The sequence below is a fragment of the Paenibacillus sp. FSL H8-0079 genome (assembly GCF_037991315.1).
Taxonomy (GTDB): Bacteria; Bacillota; Bacilli; order Paenibacillales; family Paenibacillaceae; genus Paenibacillus.
The window spans coordinates 3,132,794-3,150,594 of sequence record NZ_CP150300.1 but is presented as its reverse complement, the minus strand read 5'-3'; the positions used below and the strand labels follow the sequence as shown (position 1 = coordinate 3,150,594).

The 17,801-nt window shown below is 46.3% G+C and carries 16 protein-coding genes; 3 read left to right on the top strand and 13 right to left on the bottom strand.

Annotation, left to right across the window (positions count from 1 at the left end; translation table 11 throughout):
- Positions 1-22 precede the first annotated feature (22 nt).
- A complete protein-coding gene (locus MHI06_RS14085) occupies positions 23-1,432 on the bottom strand; it encodes a spore germination protein (protein WP_340401897.1) in 1,410 nt (469 codons plus the stop codon).
- 187 nt (positions 1,433-1,619) lie between these two features.
- Positions 1,620-2,612 (bottom strand): LacI family DNA-binding transcriptional regulator, encoded by a 993-nt coding sequence (locus MHI06_RS14080; RefSeq protein ID WP_340401896.1) that lies wholly within the window; start codon positions 2,610-2,612, stop codon positions 1,620-1,622.
- A 156-nt stretch (positions 2,613-2,768) separates the two neighbouring features.
- On the opposite strand from MHI06_RS14080, the gene MHI06_RS14075 reads away from it, so the two are divergent.
- Entirely contained in the window at positions 2,769-3,194 is a 426-nt protein-coding gene (locus MHI06_RS14075; RefSeq protein WP_340401895.1) for a MaoC family dehydratase, read from the top strand.
- Between the two features lie 67 nt (positions 3,195-3,261).
- On the opposite strand, the gene MHI06_RS14070 is transcribed toward MHI06_RS14075, so the two are convergent.
- The 10 genes from MHI06_RS14070 to MHI06_RS14025 form a co-directional block, all read right to left on the bottom strand.
- Complete coding sequence (locus MHI06_RS14070) at positions 3,262-4,452, bottom strand: PLP-dependent aminotransferase family protein (RefSeq protein ID WP_340401894.1); 1,191 nt, start codon at positions 4,450-4,452, stop codon at positions 3,262-3,264.
- 179 nt (positions 4,453-4,631) lie between these two features.
- Positions 4,632-5,780 carry an NAD(P)/FAD-dependent oxidoreductase gene (locus MHI06_RS14065; protein WP_340401893.1) on the bottom strand — a complete coding sequence of 383 codons (1,149 nt, stop codon included), beginning with the start codon at positions 5,778-5,780 and terminating at the stop codon, positions 4,632-4,634.
- A 6-nt stretch (positions 5,781-5,786) separates the two neighbouring features.
- On the bottom strand, positions 5,787-6,506 hold the full coding sequence (locus MHI06_RS14060; RefSeq protein WP_340401892.1) for a methyltransferase domain-containing protein: 720 nt from the start codon (positions 6,504-6,506) through the stop codon (positions 5,787-5,789).
- Positions 6,493-7,650: a type III polyketide synthase gene (locus tag MHI06_RS14055; RefSeq protein WP_340401891.1), complete on the bottom strand. Its 1,158-nt coding sequence runs from the start codon at positions 7,648-7,650 to the stop codon at positions 6,493-6,495. The genes MHI06_RS14060 and MHI06_RS14055 overlap by 14 nt, the downstream gene beginning before the upstream one ends.
- A gap of 232 nt (positions 7,651-7,882) precedes the next feature.
- Positions 7,883-8,767 carry an alpha/beta hydrolase gene (locus MHI06_RS14050; protein WP_340401890.1) on the bottom strand — a complete coding sequence of 295 codons (885 nt, stop codon included), beginning with the start codon at positions 8,765-8,767 and terminating at the stop codon, positions 7,883-7,885.
- A 5-nt stretch (positions 8,768-8,772) separates the two neighbouring features.
- Positions 8,773-10,239, bottom strand: a complete 1,467-nt coding sequence (locus tag MHI06_RS14045; protein ID WP_340401889.1) for a methyl-accepting chemotaxis protein — start codon at positions 10,237-10,239, stop codon at positions 8,773-8,775.
- A 105-nt stretch (positions 10,240-10,344) separates the two neighbouring features.
- Entirely contained in the window at positions 10,345-11,025 is a 681-nt protein-coding gene (locus MHI06_RS14040) for a hypothetical protein (protein WP_340401888.1), read from the bottom strand.
- Between the two features lie 30 nt (positions 11,026-11,055).
- Positions 11,056-11,589 carry a hypothetical protein gene (locus tag MHI06_RS14035; RefSeq protein ID WP_169479540.1) on the bottom strand — a complete coding sequence of 178 codons (534 nt, stop codon included), beginning with the start codon at positions 11,587-11,589 and terminating at the stop codon, positions 11,056-11,058.
- Positions 11,590-11,763: 174 nt separating this feature from the next.
- Positions 11,764-12,831 (bottom strand): HAMP domain-containing sensor histidine kinase, encoded by a 1,068-nt coding sequence (locus MHI06_RS14030; RefSeq protein WP_340401887.1) that lies wholly within the window; start codon positions 12,829-12,831, stop codon positions 11,764-11,766.
- Positions 12,828-13,499, bottom strand: a complete 672-nt coding sequence (locus MHI06_RS14025) for a response regulator transcription factor (RefSeq protein WP_340401886.1) — start codon at positions 13,497-13,499, stop codon at positions 12,828-12,830. Before MHI06_RS14025 ends, MHI06_RS14030 begins: the two co-directional genes overlap by 4 nt.
- Positions 13,500-13,693: 194 nt before the next feature.
- Here MHI06_RS14025 and MHI06_RS14020 point away from each other — a divergent pair, with 194 nt between their 5' ends.
- Both MHI06_RS14020 and MHI06_RS14015 read left to right on the top strand, forming a co-directional pair.
- The gene (locus MHI06_RS14020; protein WP_340401885.1) at positions 13,694-14,713 is read left to right on the top strand and encodes a zinc-binding dehydrogenase; all 1,020 of its coding nucleotides are present in this window, start codon (positions 13,694-13,696) and stop codon (positions 14,711-14,713) included.
- A gap of 200 nt (positions 14,714-14,913) precedes the next feature.
- Complete coding sequence (locus tag MHI06_RS14015) at positions 14,914-16,473, top strand: IS1182 family transposase (RefSeq protein ID WP_340398831.1); 1,560 nt, start codon at positions 14,914-14,916, stop codon at positions 16,471-16,473.
- 145 nt (positions 16,474-16,618) lie between these two features.
- On the opposite strand, the gene MHI06_RS14010 is transcribed toward MHI06_RS14015, so the two are convergent.
- Positions 16,619-17,638: a Gfo/Idh/MocA family oxidoreductase gene (locus MHI06_RS14010; RefSeq protein WP_340401884.1), complete on the bottom strand. Its 1,020-nt coding sequence runs from the start codon at positions 17,636-17,638 to the stop codon at positions 16,619-16,621.
- Positions 17,639-17,801 lie beyond the last annotated feature (163 nt).

Here is a 17,801-nt window from a genome sequence, read left to right as displayed (position 1 = left end):
GGTTGCTTGAGTGTAGATGGGTCTAGTGCGGTTTGTTCCTTGGAGATGGACGCCACCATACATCCTTGAGTTCCTTAGCCATTGTTGGCGCTACCGGTGACAGATAAGGTGTTCCGAATGAACGAAGACTGCTCAGATGAATGACAACCAAGATAACTCCCAACATGACACCCGTGAGTCCCAGCGTTCCCGCCAGAAACATCATGGGAAAACGCAGTAGTCGGGTCGCGATGCTGGCAGCATAGCGAGGGATCATGAACGAAGCGATCCCGGTGATCGCTACTATGATAATCATGGGGGCTGATACAATGCCTGCACTTGTCGCTGCTTGCCCAATAATTAATGCTCCCACGATACTAACCGCTGATCCGACCTGCTTGGGCAAACGGACGCCAGCCTCACGCAGTGCTTCAAAGGCGATTTCCATAATGAGTGCTTCCACCAGTGCAGGAAAAGGGATCTCTTCTCTCGCCCGGGCAATACTGAGAAGCAACACGGTGGGAATCATCTCCTGATGAAACGTGGTAATCGCTACATAAGCAGATGGAAGCAGCATGGATAGAACAAAGAAAACGTATCGCAGCCAGCGTACAAAGACACTCATAAACACATTTTGATAATAATCTTCCGGGGATTGTAACATAGAAAAAATGGTCACTGGCGCGATAAGCGTGAACGGTGTTCCGTCAACGAGAATAGCAAAACGACCTTCCAGCAAGTTGGAAGCAACGACATCCGGACGTTCCGTCGCAATCATCTGTGGAAATGGCGAATAACGCTGATCCACAATGCCTTCCTCAATGTACTGGCTCTCCAGTACGTCTCGAAGTTTTAGATCCTTCAGTCGTATCTCCACTTCCTCCACCAGTTTAGGATCAATTATGCCTTCCATATATACAAGTGAAATACTGGTGTTCGTGCGATCTCCCATGTTACGCGTATGAATTTTTAACGCAGGTGTTTTGATACGTTTGCGCAGTAGTGACATATTCATGGTCAACGATTCTGTAAATCCATCCCGCGCACCGCGCACAGTCGATTCGGCTAACGGTTCCTCTGTTGAACGATTTGCTGCTTGGTATAGCGGGTATACCGTTCCAACTTTTGAACCCTCCAGTAGTAATAGTGCCTCCCCCTCTAATATGGCCTGTACCGCCTGGGTGGTTGTTTCAACTTGTTTAACGGATGCCAGTGGAACTTGGGTAGCTTCGATCCCCATTTCCTGAAGAGGCGTTAATACCTGACGTTCAAGCCGCTCTGTATCACATAAACCAACACAATATACACATAGGGCTGAAGTAAGACACGCCGTTTGGAAGGTATGAAATACAACGTCCGAGCACCCTTCAAAAACGGAGCGCAACATTTCTTGATCAACGGCTAGGTATCCGGTTAACGGCAGGTCTTGTTGTGTTATCGCTGATGTGTCCATGACGCCTCCCCTTTCCATGCATGCTCCGTCCAGATATTCTCAGTTAAAGGTATCCTTTACTTATAAGTTGGGATATATACGCAAAATATCCATCTGCCTTGATGGATGCAGCAAAAACTCCTCAACTTGTGTTGAGGAGTCTGTCTTTTGATAAAAGTATCTGGAACATAATGATGATGAGTAGTTACTACTCGTATTTAAATTGTACCGAATCACGTTCCACGCATTGAATGTCCAGTGTATATAACGTCTCAACAGACTCTCCATTTAACAGTTGAAAGAGAACATGACCTGCAAGCTGACCTGCATCCGTCTTTGGTTGCCGAAATGTGGTCAGAGGTGGGTGTACGTACTGAGATGCCGGGATATTGTCAAAACCAATTACGGATAACTGTTCAGGTACTGCAATCCTATGTTCTCTGAAGGCTTCCAAACCGCCAAAGGCCATTTCATCATTTGCAAAAAATACTGCGGAGGGCAATTCTCCTTCGAGCAGTTTCTTGGCTGCATGGTAGCCATCTTGCTTCAAGTATTGTCCACCGATTTTCCATGCCGGGTTCTCTTCGATGCCTGCTTCTGCCATGGCATTGAGATAACCTTGATAACGCTGCAGGTTACATTCCGAATGGGCTGGGCCACTAATATAAGCAATCGTCCGATGTCCTTTATCGATCAGATAACGGGTAGCCAGGTACCCACCTTGCGTATCACTCATCAAAACCTTTACAATATGTGGAGCATCCAGATCCCGATCCATGACAACAATCGGAAATCCTGCTTCAGATGCCTCCATGAGCAGCTGATCTTCAATATTTTGAGCAATGACAATAGCTCCGTCGATTCTTCTTTCACGAATGTAACGATGGGCTGTCGACTTCTCTCCACCCAGTGAGCTGCACACGATCATATCGTATCCATGGCTCATCGCGATGGACTGTATTCCATTCACCAAATCTGAGAAATACGGACTGGACATGTCATGGACAATCACACCAATTGTTTGTGTACTCTGACGCTTCATTTCAGATGCAGGGCCGTTCTTCACGTAATTCAGTTGGCTTGCTGCTGCGAGCACTCTCTGCCTCGTTGACTCACTTACATTACCTTTATCGTTGAGTACGCAAGATACGGTTGAACTGGCTACACCAGCCATCTTGGCGACATCTTTAATCGTTATCATGATATATACTCCTCAAAGACAGTTTCATCTATTTATTTCAATATGACTGCAATACACACCAGATTGTTCACTAGCATTTTAACACGTCAGTCCGGTCATGTCTCTTTCCAAGGCGTCGACTGCGAAAAAACACATTAAAGAAACCGAGGTACCCTCATGAAATTCAGTGAATATGTAATAGGTCAGCGCTACGAAACAAAATCCTTGGCATTATCCAAGAGCGATATTATTGCGTTTGCCAAAATCTATGATCCACAGTACATGCATTTGGATGAAGGTAAGGCCACACAGGGCCGCTTCGGCAGTTTGATTGCTTCTGGCATGCAAACGATGAATATCTCCTTTAAGTTATGGATTGAGCTCGGAATCTATGGAGAGCATGTTGTGGCAGGAACCGGAATGAATAACATTCAATTCATGAAGCCCGTCCTTCCTGATGATGAACTGCATGTCATTGCAGAGGTTATTGACCTGCTTCCCAGACGTAAAGGTAATGGGATTGTTACCGTGCTGCTGAGTACATTTAATCAGAAAAATCAAAAGGTATTTCAGGCTGAATTAAGTGCGTTAATTGATAACTAAGGACGAGAAAAGCCAAAAAAAGCCGCCAATTGGCGGCTTTTCGTAGATATATCCCGTTGAAACATTTTTAAGTGTTATAACCTTTCAAGACCTGCCCCAAGATTTCAACACCCTTGACAATCTGTTCATCCGACGGCGTGGAGAAATTAAGTCTAATGGCATTACAAGGGTCTTGCTCGTTCACCAGGAATGCATTTCCCGGCACAACCGCAACCCCTTGGGCTGCTGCAGTCTTGGCATAATCAAGCATTGGCACATGTGCTGGCAGATCACACCAGAGGAAAAGTCCACCATCCGGTTGAGTATAGGTAATGGACTCCCCCATATGCTCTTGCAGCTTGTCCATCATCAATGTTGCTTTTCTCCGATATACCTCACGAATGCTGTTAATATGCCCCGCGTAGTCATACTCTGTCATGAACTTGTATGCCAGAATCTGTGGAAGCATCGCCGTATGTACGTCTTCTCCCTGTTTGGCGACAACCATCTTCTCCACCACTTCATGTGGCGCTTGTACAAAACCGACGCGCAGTCCCGCCGACAGAATTTTGGAGAATGATCCAACATAGATCACCAGACCTTCATCATCCATAGATTTGATCGTTGGTACATCATCTCCATTGAATCGAAGTTCTCCGTACGGGTTATCTTCCAAAATCATCACGCCATACTTCTTAGCCAGCTCGTATATGGCCTTACGTTTCTCTAGGCTCGTCGTTACACCAGTCGGATTCTGAAAACTCGGGATCACGTAGATCAGTTTCACATTGGGCTCCGTTTGCAGCGCCTGTTCCAGCTTCTCGATATCCATACCATCATTCTCCATCGGAACACCGGCAAGCTTCGCACCGGATGCCCGGAAGGAGTTCAGGGAACCAATAAAGCTCGGACTCTCACAGATGATTGTATCCCCCTCATTACAGAACACTTTACAGGCCAGTTCAATCCCCTGCTGCGCTCCAGATACGATGAACAATTGATCGGATGGCTTACCGGTATCAAAGCCTGTCTTCAAATGTTGAGTCAATGCTTCCCTGAGGGGAACATATCCTTCCGTAATCCCATATTGCAGAGCTGTGACCGGGTCATGCTCCAGAATGGATTGAGTGAATGTGCGAATCGCTTCAATAGGAAAGGTTTCCGGAGCAGGGTTTCCCGCAGAGAATGGAATCACATTTTGCCCCGAAGAAGCCTTCAGGATTTCTCGAATAATGGATGGTTGCAGTGCTGCGATACGATTGGAAAATGAATAGTTCATGTTAAGTAGTGCCTCCCGACATTTCATCTGAATTAACTCTCTATTATTACATTAGATTCTATTATACGAGCATTTACCGATTTTCCAAACTCTCTCCACCAAATTAATGTTTGTACGCCAAAAAAGAGGCCGCCGTCAGCAACCTCTTTCGCATAAGTATTGAGCAAAATTTCAGCCTGTTAGCGCGCTGCATTCATCTCGGATAACCGTGTGGCCTTCACAACATAAGCGGCTAAACCGGGGATCATGCGAGCCAGACCAGGATAGAATTTATTGGTCTTGGCAAAAGCCAGCTTTTGAATTCTTCTTGCGCGTCTGAGCAATTGGGTGAATTCACGACTTGCTTCCAACGTGTAATTACTCTGCCAATCGGCATGTTCAATGTCGCCTTGCAGGTACTTGTCAGTCCACTTTGCACACAGGAGTGAGGATCGAAGGGCAATGGACATCCCGTCTCCACATAGGGGTGGTATCACCAGCATGGCATCCCCAATATGCGGATATCTGGACCACGGTTCAGGAACATTGGATAGATGCAGCGGCGCAATCGACACCTGCGTTCCGTCTACAGGCTTTCCTTCGGCCAACCGGGCTGCCAAGTTTACATTCGTCTGGGATGCAGCCTGCAAAAAATCGATAACAGACTTGCCACTTCCCTGCACGGTTTCCAATGTCAATAATGCGGCAACATTCACAATACCATCCTCAATCGGGGAAATCCCCACATAGCCACCATCGCAAAAATATAACTCGACCCGAGCGGGAATCTCAATGCCGCTGAAGTGGGATTTAACGCCAACATATACGGTTTGGTCCCGCAGATCAGGTGCGGAAGCCATCCCTCGAAGCTTTTTACTGCCATGTGCTCCGATGACGGCTTTGGCTCTGTAGCTGATCCGCTCGTCCCCCTGCTTCACCTGAACCTCATAACTGGCATCCTCAAGCTGCTCGATGCTCGTTATGGTCGCTTTGGTCACAATCTGGGCCCCGGCCGACAGAGCCTTCTGGTGCAAAATCTGGTCCAGCTCATATCGGCTTATGCCATAAGCGAATCCTGGCAACGGTGCTTCAATCACTCCGCCTTGCTGCATAACGATTTTGGCATGATCCATGGTGCTGGGTTTCTTCGCTTGGTCCAGAAGGTGAATGTCCAGAACCTCTAGCATTTCCTTGGTTTCTGGTGACATGAACTCACCACAGGTTTTGTGACGCGGGAACTCCTGGCGATCCAGCAAAAGAGTCCGATGACCTTTCCCCGCTAGTTGCATTGCACAGGTACTGCCGGCAATTCCGGCTCCGATGACGATGACATCTATCGATTTCGACACGTAAGATCACCTTCCTTTCGTGGGAATAACAACAGAGTACCTGAATAAAGGCTTCCATTCATAGGTCATCGTGTCATGATTTAACCGTTGTTTGAGTTCCCGCCAATCCCTCCCTGTAAAGCCTTTGGCAACGGAAAGTGGGCCATCATGACGGATGTAACGATTGCGCGAGATCATACGTGTTGTAATCCAGACCGCCTTATAGGATACGGGGTGACGATGAATATCATTAATGACGACACCGTGCCTGGATGCTCGCAGCATATGAGAAACCATATCGACCAGCTGATCTCCGTCAAAATGATGTACGAACTGGGAGCCTGTCACGATATCTGCTGAAGCATCAGGCAGTTGTGTAAGATCGGCACGCTGTACCCGAACTCGGGGTTCGTGACGGAATAGTTGTCTCGCTTCCTCACACGCCTCTTCCGTCAGATCGACCAGTGTAATGTCCAATTGAATGCCCTGACGATCCGCCCATTGCAGTAGCTTCTGGTTCACATCTCCTGAACCTGCCCCCACATCCAGAATAGTCAGCTTATCCGGCCTTCCCACAGAGTTCCATAACTTCTCCACACCAGCCAGGGTTGGGCCAGGTGCTGCAAATATTTTGTTAAGCCGTCTCAGATGCCGGAGTGCTTCACGCAGCTCCTCGCCGCCCAGAGAGAAGTCATCCATCAGTTCATCTTCCTTGGCCCGAATGGACAGTGTTCTAAAGAAGGACATGATCGTGCTCCTCCATCACGGAAGATAATGAGGGTACATAAGTGAATTTCATCAGCTCTGCGGTGAGTCCCGGTCCAAATGCCATGGCTACACCATCTGTAGAGGATTGCTCCTGTGCCTTCATGTCCTCACGCATCGCATTCAGTACAAACAGAATGGTATTGGACGATAAGTTACCAAACGTTCTGAGGACATTCCTGCTGTATTTCGTTTGCTCGTCTCGCAGCTTCATGACATTCTGCACAGAGTCCACAATCCCGCGTCCTCCCGGATGAATGGCCCATAGTTCAGGAAGCTGTTCACTTTGCAATAAGAGACGCAGTTCCTCTTCCAGATGAACACCTAACAGCTTCGGAATGCGTGGGGATAGATACAGGTCATACCCCAGATTCCCCACCTCCCAGGTCATATCTTCAGTCGAATCCGGAAGAAGCACAGAATAACCCGTTCCCAGACTCAGATAATCCGTGTGCTGAGGTTCGGGTGTACCGACCACGCAAGAAGAAGCAGCGTCTCCGAAGAATGAAGCTGCAAACAGCGCTTCCCGATCTTGCACCGGCTGAAAATGAAGTGTACACAACTCTACACAGACAATAAGTACCTGTGATCCCGGAGCACCCTGCACGACATCTCGTGCCATCTGAATGGCTTTCAACCCTGCCGCACACCCCTGAAAGATCAGCGGCAGTCGATTGACACGGGCAGACAAACCCAAATGACGGATGAGCATAACATCCAGACCCGGAAGATATTGACCGGTACAGCTGACCGTGATGATATGCGTGATGCTCTTAGGAGACATGCCTGAATCCTTCAGTGCTCTCTCTGCCGCCTCGAGCCCGAGCGGAAGCGCCTCTCGCTTGTATGTATGCATTCGTTCTTCGGTTGTCGGGATGTCTGATACATCACCAGAGGGCAGATAACGGCATTCTTCCAGTGAACCCAGATAGCTCGGTTCCACGGTATATCGTGTTTCAACACCACAGGACTTGAATATGCGCCTGGCAAAGCGGGCCAAATCTGGCCGATCCTGAAGAGAAGAAGCGATCAGCTCTGCAATATCTGACTGCGCTACGGCGTGAGCAGGTAGAGCCGTTCCCATGCCAAGAATCGCGATATCGGATGGACTGTTATATTGGTTCATAATTAACCTCCTGGTATTGGTCATTATTTCCTCTAATTAACAACTCTTACCCTTAACGATATCGTTATAATCTTATGAACGCACCTAATCTAGTTTATTAACAGATCCGCAAGCTCAGAAGCTTGGTTTCAACAAGCACTTGAAACAACTGCACAAATAAACCAAAAAAGCCGCCATTAGGCGACTTCAAGGTAATAAGATTACTTCTAACGACACACTGATGCACGTTACGTTATTTAGAAAATGCCTCTCTAATCTTGTCACTCATCCGATACCAGGCATCCTCAGCCATCTGGAGATCACCAAAATGCGTAAATCCATGAGCCGCTCCCTCATACTCCTTAAGAGTCACCTTCACACCGCTTGCTTCCAGCCTTGCTGCATATGTTCTTGCTTCTTGAGCTAGTGAATCTTTCTCCGCGGTAATGATCAGTGCTTCCGGAAGACCCTCTAATGATTTTGCGAGCACAGGTGAAGCTAACGGGTCATGTGCATCTTCTGGCGTAACAAGGTACATCGCGTTGAACGTTCTGGCGATATCGGCTGGAATGGCTTCTTCAAAACTCGGTTTCTCGGCCGGATTTGTAGCTACATCCAACACGACATAATCCATAACCTGAAGAACAATCGGCAGCTCGCTTCCACGTTGCTGATTCAATAAACATACTGCTGCAGCAAGATTACCACCAGCACTATGCCCTCCAATGGCGAAAAGCGACGGGTTAACTGATAAGGATTCGGGATTGGTGTGGACCCACTGCACAACGTCGTAACATTCATGGACCGCTGTTGGGAACTTGTGCTCTGGTGCAAGACTGTAATCGATATTGATAACCACACAATTAGCACGATCAGCGATCAGGCGACACCATGGATCATCCATCTCTGCTTGTCCGAAGATGAAGCCACCCCCATGCATATTGAAGAAGACTGGCAGAGGAGCGGGATGATCCCTATCCGGTTTATACACCAGTACACGCGAATCACCTTTTGTCGTAGGAATCATGACTTCTTCCACTGTGACAGCATACGCGGAACTGGGTTGAAGAGCTGCGTCTGTACCGACGACATTTTGACGCATACGTTGTACCATTGCCATTTGTTGTTGTTGATCCATAGTTATCACTCCTTATTATGATTACCAATGAGTTCCTGCAACCGCAGACTTGAATGATTAATTCTGCCAATGAATTCGTAGATAACATCGATGTTATTTTCCTGTTCTTGTGTCGTTGCCAGTACACCTTCCGTTGCGACGGCATGTTCTTGCGAAATATCGGAAATATGATCCACTTGCGTTCGTACTTGAGTAAAGATCAGGCTCATCTGATCCGTCATGTCTAATTCCTTAGCTATGTATTGATCAACATGCTCGAATGTGGACCTGATGTGGTCGAAACTCTCAAGTACCTGTCCAGTGATCGCTTCTCCTTCTTTTACGGCAGCATTGCCGATGGCGGCCTTCTCCACCACGAGCTGTGTCTTTCTTTTGATATTATGAATGATCTCATTAATTTGTTTGACCGTATCGGAACTTTCCTGTGCTAACTTCTTGACTTCATGGGCTACGACGGCAAAGCCAGCTCCAGCTTCCCCTGCTCTTGATGCTTCGATGTTGGCATTTAATGCCAGAAGATGGGTCTGATCCGCGATCTGGTTAATGGCCGACAGGAAGGTATTCACATCATCCATGCTTTGGTCCAATTCCTGGACTGTCGTCATCGAATCGGTTACCGCTCCGTTAATCATGTTCATCTGATTGCCCATTTGCACAATTCGATCCGAGCTTTGACGAACAACTTGTCCGTTATCGGATGAGATTTGGGCAAGGCGATGTGACATCTGATTGATCTGCACCATCTGCGCATCTGCCGTGTTCATCATTTCGCTGATATGTGTAATGCTGCCCGATTGATCGCGAATGCCTTCAGTCACTTCCTGAATGTTCGATGTTACGGTGTCGCTCATCTGCTTCAGATTACGGATATCATCATTACAACTGGCAATATCGGTATTTAACGTAGATGTGTTCTCTCGAATTACCTTCACCATATTATCGAGTGCATTCACAAGATCTCTGGCTTCTGCTTCTTTGTCGAGGGCGACCTGAATCAAGTCTCTTCCTCGTTTACATACAAAATACAGAGCCACAATGGTCAATTCAATGAACCCAATGGTCATGAAAAAGGTCGTATCATATTGCTGATGGTCCGCGTAATAGATCACGATATAAGCAATGTTATACATGGCTCCGAATCCATACAACAGTACCCGGTTCAGATAGAGTGAGATGACACAGAGCACAACCACGATAAGCATACCCGCTCCGGGAGATTGGATATATTGAGTGGTTGCTGTCAGAATCGCAATCATTAGCACAACCATGGTCGTGACCGGTTTTTTCTTACGATACATCAAAAATGTTGCAATGGAAAGCTCAACGAACAGAGAGCCTACGACTGCAAGTTCAACCTGCTTACTACGGATGAAGAAGCAGAATGCGACCAGTGTCAGCCATAGAATCGTAGCAATGATGTTATTTACTTTGGCGGTATTGTTTCTAAAAAAGCTGTTGTCCATGATTTGCATGGTAATTCCCCCTCAACGACTTGTGAACTGCTCTGCGATGATTTTGGTCATGATCAAAATGATATTGAGCAGGAGTACATAACACCATTCCATGTGAATCCCTCCTCATTCATCTCCCTTTTCGTTTGTTGCACTCCCCTGCTCCATATTGGACTCCTTTTTCTTGTGGAACATCATCCGAACTCCCATCAGACAAAATAAAGCACTGCACCCCATGCCAAACAGGCTACTGGTTTTTAATGCAAAAGGTGAGGCTTGCATGGTAAGCAATGTCGCTTGCGTCACGACGATGGATACCATGGCATCGGTGAAATTAATCATTTTTAATGTAGACATGATCGGGTTATGGAGATGACGATTAGCCCAGGTACCGTACATGGCAAAAGCCAGCTTGGTAAAAGCAACTGTAGCTACGATATACACAATCATGCCGCTATAGATGAAGGCATCACCGATCAGATACATTCGCAGACAGACTATCGAATAGGATATCCCCAGAAAGCAAAGGAAAAGACCTCCGCGCTTATAGACCGTAAGCTCCAATGCATATCTCTCTTGGGGAGACTCCATTCCTATGGCAACTTTATATTGTTGAAGTACCTGCCCTTTGGCTACACACAGAATCAGATAATATACAGCATTCGTGATGAACCATCCGGAAAGCAGATAGATCCCCAGGATTAACTTGCCTATTCCGATAAAAGCATTGATAACAAGGGAAGCAACGTTGATCATGGCCGTTCGATCTTGCTTATTTCCAAGGTAACGGGACCATATGGACTTCAAGTATGTCTTCATTTTCATAGGATATTCATACTACTTGGCGAGCAGACCATTCGCCTTTTCACATACCTCGTATATTTCGTCATATTTCTTGTCGATGTAAGGCGTCACCTTGTCGGACTTTTTCTTGCGAAGCCCGGAGTAGCTGAAATACGGGATAATCCAGCCTGCGAAACCAGGGATCGCCAGAGTAATGGTAAGAGGCAGCATGTTAGCCTGATATGCAAACACCGAGCCAGCCATACAAGCTGTACCGACAATTCCGATGATATAAGCAACGGCAGAAGCTCCCATAATCTTGGATCGTTCCAATGTTGCTATCTCGGTAACACAGGATTCGAATTGTCTTTGCAGGCGGGTCAACTCCGCTTTGTTCCGAATCTTGCGATCCCGCTTGAACTTCATCGTGACGGAACCCACGTTTTGAAATGGCGTTGAAGTAGCTTCCAGAATCCAGCCGAAGTGCGCATATCCGTCCGTATACATTGATTCAACATCTTGCTTCACAATAACGTCTTTATATTCATAGCCGACGAAGCTATGTTCAGTTCTGATCATCTCACTCATCTGTGTCATCACTCCCTCAATGGTTTTCCTATATCCCTCATTGGATGTTCCTATCGTACCGACCAAATGTTTATAAGTTGCTTATGAAATGTTTACGAAATATGAATAAAAGCCTAAATTCGATGGTTTCGAATTCAGGCTTAGCTATTCAAGCTTACGTAACTAGGTTATATGTTACTCTCCCACTTTTAGCTTAACGGTGAAGGTTGTGCCCTTCTGCGCTTCGCTCTCCACCGAAATAACACCCCCTACTAACTCGATAACACGTAACGAAAGAGCGAGGCCGAGGCCATTCCCCTCTCCGTGATGGGAGGGGTCCCCTTGAAAGAATTTATCGAAGATATGTTTCATCGTTTCTTCATTCATGCCACAGCCTGTGTCCGATACCATGACTGTAATGGTGTCTTCATCCGACGTCTGCTTGAGGCTGATCTTTCCTCCGGGAGATGTGAATTTGAGCGCATTGGAGAAGAGATTATGCCATACGATCTCCAGCATACTTTCTTCCGCATGAATGATGGCACGATCTTCGATATCCACCATGAATTCAATGTCTTTTTCTTCCCATGTCTGTTCAAAATAAAGAGCACATTCAGCAAGCTGCCTGCACAGATCATAAGGCTCGGCAACAGGGATAATCTCCTGATTCTCCAATTTGTTCAGCTTCAGGATATTAACGACAAGGGTCGCGAGTTTGTTCGTGGAAGAAATGATGGTGTCTGTGTACTCTTTTCGGAGTTCTGGACGTATATCATCCTGCTGCAACGCCATGGCATACCCGTGGATGACCGATAATGGTGTCTTAATCTCGTGAGATACATTGGAGATGAAATCATTTTTCAACGTTTCAATACTGTTCAGCTCTTCTACCATTTTATTAAAATCCTCAAACATCACATCCACGTAATTCTGCTTGTCCGCTCGGTGAATCGGTTCCAGATACACGGAGAAATCTCCTTCCGCTACCTGCTTCGCAGCCTCACTCAGTTTGCGCATTGGCTTATCGAAGGCATTATACTTCTGCCTTGCTGTCACCAGGCAAAAAATAAGACTGACGATGACCCAGTAGCCCGAGATACCGAAAATATAAGGCCATGGGACATAACCCACAGGCAGATAGGCGTTATAGATGAGAGCTTGTCCTGCGGTCAACGTAGACAACAAGAGATACGTACCGAGAAACTCTTTCCATGATAGTAGTGGCTTTTTAATTCGCACGTCCGTGATCTGTGTCTTGCTCATTGCAATACGGCCTTGTAGCCAAGTCCGTGCACGGTCACGATTTTAAAATCCTCACACACGGAGAACTTGTCCCGAAGTTTCACAATGTATACGTCCACTGCACGCAGGCTGGTCTGACTGTCTATGCCCCAGAACTCGTCCATCAGCTGTGCACGGGAAAAGGTATGTTTGGGATAGGAAAGCAATTTGTAAAGGATATTGAATTCTCGCACAGTTACGGAAACTTCCTCTCCATTCACCGTTGTTGTCATATCATTTGCATCCATCAACAGACTTCCTACACTCAGTTTCTTCTCATGGGCAATATTGGCCCGCCTCAACAGCGCACCTACACGCAGGACCAGCTCGTCCAGATCCACGGGTTTGACCATATAATCATCGATCCCTGCCTGATAGCCCTTTTGTTTGGAGGCAATATCGTCACGTGCTGTGACAAAAAGAATGGGAATGGTTTTATTAATCTGTCTTACCGTCTCGGCAAACTCAAATCCGTCGATCTCTGGCATCATGACATCGGAAATCAGAAGATCGTACATGTCGTTATACATCAAATCATACGCCTCTCGCGGATTAAAGCATCCGACAGCGTGATATCCGTTATTGGTTAGATATGTACAGATAATACGATTCAGTTTAATGTCGTCCTCTACCACAAGTATTTTGATCATCTAATCATCCTTTCGAGCTACATGTCCTCATTATAATGTCCAGATGTTAAAAAATTGTTTGAACCGTCTATCTATCATCTCTTAAATTAATATCTCATAAACAATATTCAAACAACACGGAAACATCGTTGCATCATGATAAACGTACTCAGTCGCTCAAGCAGTGAATGATAATCAGTCATAAGGAGTGAGTCATGATGAAAGCAGCTATTTATTATGGTAAAAATGATATTCGTGTGGAAGAAAAACCAATGCCGGTTGTTGGTCCAACCGATGTTCTGGTACGAAACCTGCGCGGTGGAATCTGCGGAACCGATATTAATATTGTTAAAGTGGGTCAAGGGGATATGGGCATCAGCCTGGGCTCTGAATTTGGACATGAGATGGTTGGTGAAGTTGTCGAGATCGGATCTGACGTTGCTTCGGAGATCCACATCGGAATGCGTGTAGGCATTAATCCCATTACCGCCAAAAAAGTCGGACGGCGCAAATCGCTGGAATGCTCCGGATTCTCCCAGTACGTTCTGGTGGAAGAAGCCAAGCTTGATTATAACTTATATGAAATAGATCCAAGTGTTCCGGCAGAAGTAGCCTCATTGATTGAGCCTATGAGTGTAGGACGACATGGTGCATTCAGTGCAGATCCGAAACCTGAAGATCGAATTGTCGTCATGGGCGCGGGTCCGATTGGCCTGCTGGCTGCTGCAAGTCTGATTGCTGAGGGAATGAAACAGGTATGTGTTGTGGATATCGATGAATGGCGTCTCGCCAAAGCTGCAGGACTCGGTGCTCTGACCGTGAATACCTCCACTACTACACTAGAAGAGGGACTGGCTGCACAATACGGCACCGTTAATGTATACGGCGTTGAGGTACCGAATGTCGATGTATATATCGATGCGGCTGGTGCTCCGGTGTTGTTCGAGAAGATCATGAAGATCGTCAAACCGCAGGCCAGAATCTCCATTATTGCCGTGTACAAAACCGAGGTGCCTATCAGCCTGCAACAGGTGATGTCCAAAGAAGTGCAAGTGAAAGGTTCCAGTGGATACACGCACGAGGATTTCAGTATGGTTGTGAAACATCTGACCCACTTCCATCATGAATTATCTACCCTTGTAACACAGGTATACAAACTGGATGATATCCAGGATGCCTTTAATACAGCCATTCAGGCCAAAGGAACGGTTAAAGTGGTTGTGGATTTAACTTAATCCATCACGAATCCAGAAGCATTCTATCGGATCACCGTTGGTTCTATCATCAGCTATATCCAAAACTGAAATTGAATGGGGCTGTCCCATAAGTCATAAAATGGCTAGAGACAGCTCTGTTTTCAAAATTGTAAAACAAAAAGAAACCGTTCCTTGGTAAAATGGAAGTGCGACCCACCATTTGAAAGGAGACGGTTTCTTTGTACATTCAATATACCATGGATCAACTTTTCTTGCCAATGGATTTGGAGACAGATATCCCCAAAAATCACCTCGTTCGTGTTGTGAATAACGCAATCAATCGCCTCAGCGATTCCATTTTTAACTCGGCGTATCCTGGCGGGGGTCGCCATAGCTATCATCCCAAAATGCTCACCAAAATCATCATCTACGCCTACACCCAGCGCATCTATTCTTCCCGGCAAATTGCCAAGGCGGTTCGCGAAAATATCATGTTCATGTGGATAGCCGGGCGGCAACAACCGGATTTCCGGACCATTAATCGCTTTCGTTCCGAGCGGATGAAAGAGGTCTTGGAAACTGTGTTTACCCATGTGCTGGAGCTGTTGGTTCAGGAGCAATACGTGTCCTTGGATCACTATTTTTTGGACGGAACCAAGCTTGAAGCGAATGCGAATCGCTACACCTTTGTGTGGAAAAAAGCCGTCGTCAAGCACCAGGCCAAGCTGCAAGAAAAAGTACATACCTTGTTTCAAGCCATCGAAGAAGCGGAAAACGAAGAAGATACCCTCCACACCGGAACCGACCTGCCTGAACTTGGCGAAGTCTCGGCTCTCACTGCGGAAAAACTGGAACAAGCCGTCAAGCAATTGGAGGAAAAGCTAAGCGAAAAACCGAAGAGCAAAACATTAAAAAAAGCGGTGCGACAGTTGTGCAAAGACTTCCTGCCCCGGTTGCAAAAGTATGAGCATCAGATCCAAACTGCTGGTGAGCGGGGCAGTTACAGCAAAACCGATCCAGATGCGACGTTCATGCGAATGAAAGAAGACCACATGCGAAATGGTCAACTAAAGCCTGGATACAATGTACAAATCGGAACGGAAAACCAGTTTGTATTGGGCTACAGTGTACACCAGCGGCCCACGGACACCAAATGTCTGAAACCGCACCTGGATCATCTGGAAGAGCAGCTTGGTAAAAGAGTGAAAACCGTCATTGCCGATGCCGGGTATGGAAGCGAAGAAAATTACAGCTATTTGGAAGAAAAAAACATCCACGGCATCGTCAAATACGGAACATACCATAAAGAGAAAACGAGGGCATGGAAGCAAGCGCTGGGCAAAGTGGACCACTGGAGCTACAACGAAACCGAAGATACATGGACCTGTGCGGCAGGGCAAACGTTACCATTCCGGTATGAAAGTCAGGCGGTCACGGAGAGTGGCTACGCGATTCGAACCCGCCATTATCGAAGTGCAGACTGTAGCGAATGTCCCCTGAAAACCAAATGCACAACAGCGAAAGGCAATCGGGAGATTACCGTCAGTCTTACCTATATGCGTCAAAAAAACGAGATGCGGGAACGGTTACGTAGTGAGGAAGGATATACCCTTTCAGTTCGGCGCATGACGGAGCCTGAGAGTGTGTTTGGACAAATTAAAAATAACCGGGGATTCCGAAGATTCCTGCTTCGCGGCTTGCAAAAAGTGAGCCTGGAGGTTGGGTGGCTTTGCCTTGCCCACAATCTACTCAAAAAAGCCACATTGACAGAAAAACGCAAAAAGGACAAAGCAGAATAAACCTCTGCTTTGTCCTTTTTTGAACGTATGCGTGGTATTTCTTTTTGCCTATACTTTTTTCAAGGGCTTTTGAGACAGCCCCGTTCATCTTTACTTACCTTTTCTTCAAAACGGATCTATAATCGTAAGCTCAATGCTTATTTGTTTATTTGCACGCTGCTATACCTTGTTCCAGAATCCCCATCGCGGTAATCGTTTCTTCATCTCTGATGACCTTATCCTTGCCATGTACAATGGATTCATAGATATCATCATACACTCGGGCATAATCCCCAGTCTCCGAAACCACTTTTTCCTCATGATAGATTCCTTCATCATCCAGATAGGTCAAGACGCCATAGTGCTGCGGGAGATCCACACCAAAATCAGCATGTCCCTTGGGCAGATAAAACAATTTCAGATGTTCCTCCTGCCGGTCCTCCGTTTGTTTCACGAACACACCCTTCTTGCCATATACCACAAAACTTGGACGGGGCTTCAAACGGAAAAAGCTTGATTTGACGGACACTTTGAGTGAGGAATAATAGAAGTCCAGATCAAAGTAATCGTTCATTCTTCCCTCACCAAGCAGTTGACGCACATCGGAATGGATCGTATCCGGTTTGCCGAAATAGGACAACACCTGATCGATGGTATGCACCCCATGTCCGTATAGATAACTGTGATATTTGGAAAAATGAGAGATGTTGTTCGGGATTTCCGGACGGTAGTAATCGTAGTGCATCTCTACTTCCAGCAGATCCCCCAGCTTCCCTGATTCAATCACTTTCTTTGTTGTAAAGAAGTCCGAATCATAACGTCTGTTCTGATAACATTGGATCACCAGATTTTTATCTTTGGCGTATTGGAAGATGGATATGGCTTCCGCCTGGGTTAACATGAACGGTTTCTCCACAAGCACATGTTTTCCGTGATCGAGTGCCATTTTCGCGTATGAATAATGGGACACTGTGTGTGTGCAGATCACAACCAATTGAATCTCCTCATCATTCATCACCGCGGAAACGTCATCGGTGTAGATTACGTCCGATATTCTCGGCCATTCCGTTTTTTCCGGGCTACGAGCATAGATGGTCTTTACGTTCAGATAATCTCGATTCAATGAAAAAGGAAGATGGTAACGATTCGCACTTTTACCATTACCAATGTATCCGATGGTTAACATATTCATTCCCCCAAGGGTCTTTTTCATTTATTATAAAAGAAGACAACCCTGAATATAGGCTTTGCCGCCATAACGGTACAATCGACCATTTTTAGGATGCCTAACGGTCTGTCTATAAACAAAATGTTTAATGAACGCCCATAATCGACGTTATTCAACTTAC

Excerpts from the sequence above, each read along its gene's own strand:
- MHI06_RS14085 (WP_340401897.1), bottom strand. The coding sequence starts at position 1,432 with ATGGACACATCAGCGATAACACAACAAGACCTGCCGTTAACCGGATAC.
- MHI06_RS14080 (WP_340401896.1), bottom strand. The coding sequence starts at position 2,612 with ATGATAACGATTAAAGATGTCGCCAAGATGGCTGGTGTAGCCAGTTCA.
- MHI06_RS14075 (WP_340401895.1), top strand. The coding sequence starts at position 2,769 with ATGAAATTCAGTGAATATGTAATAGGTCAGCGCTACGAAACAAAATCC.
- MHI06_RS14070 (WP_340401894.1), bottom strand. The coding sequence starts at position 4,452 with ATGAACTATTCATTTTCCAATCGTATCGCAGCACTGCAACCATCCATT.
- MHI06_RS14060 (WP_340401892.1), bottom strand. The coding sequence starts at position 6,506 with ATGTCCTTCTTTAGAACACTGTCCATTCGGGCCAAGGAAGATGAACTG.
- MHI06_RS14055 (WP_340401891.1), bottom strand. The coding sequence starts at position 7,650 with ATGAACCAATATAACAGTCCATCCGATATCGCGATTCTTGGCATGGGA.
- MHI06_RS14050 (WP_340401890.1), bottom strand. The coding sequence starts at position 8,767 with ATGGATCAACAACAACAAATGGCAATGGTACAACGTATGCGTCAAAAT.
- MHI06_RS14045 (WP_340401889.1), bottom strand. The coding sequence starts at position 10,239 with ATGCAAATCATGGACAACAGCTTTTTTAGAAACAATACCGCCAAAGTA.
- MHI06_RS14035 (WP_169479540.1), bottom strand. The coding sequence starts at position 11,589 with ATGAGTGAGATGATCAGAACTGAACATAGCTTCGTCGGCTATGAATAT.
- MHI06_RS14030 (WP_340401887.1), bottom strand. The coding sequence starts at position 12,831 with ATGAGCAAGACACAGATCACGGACGTGCGAATTAAAAAGCCACTACTA.
- MHI06_RS14025 (WP_340401886.1), bottom strand. The coding sequence starts at position 13,499 with ATGATCAAAATACTTGTGGTAGAGGACGACATTAAACTGAATCGTATT.
- MHI06_RS14020 (WP_340401885.1), top strand. The coding sequence starts at position 13,694 with ATGATGAAAGCAGCTATTTATTATGGTAAAAATGATATTCGTGTGGAA.
- MHI06_RS14010 (WP_340401884.1), bottom strand. The coding sequence starts at position 17,638 with ATGTTAACCATCGGATACATTGGTAATGGTAAAAGTGCGAATCGTTAC.